Here is a 273-nt window from a genome sequence, read left to right on the forward strand (position 1 = left end):
TCAGGATTGAAATCACCTTCAAGAAGCTTATTTTCCTTCATCCAATCACTATAATTCTTCCAGATTTCAAGCTTTTGTTCACCCCAACGCGGAGCATCATCCTGATACTTATCTGCAAGCCACTCCTGGCTTTTCTTCACTAGTTTTGGATCTAGATCAAGTGCAGACTTACTTAATATGTCCGCTGCATCATCAGGATTCTTAATTGCAAACTGGTACCCTTTCGAAGCTGCATGAACGAATGCTTTAACAGTCTCAGGATCCTCTTTAATC

1 protein-coding gene is annotated in these 273 nt (G+C 40.7%); it reads right to left on the reverse strand.

Annotation, left to right across the window (positions count from 1 at the left end; genetic code table 11):
• A partial coding sequence (locus SB773_RS31730; protein ID WP_410594296.1) for an ABC transporter substrate-binding protein occupies positions 1 to 273 on the reverse strand: 273 nt, incomplete at both ends.

The organism is Bacillus sp. SIMBA_074 (genome assembly GCF_046534555.1).
GTDB lineage: Bacteria > Bacillota > Bacilli > Bacillales > Bacillaceae_G > Bacillus_A > Bacillus_A mycoides.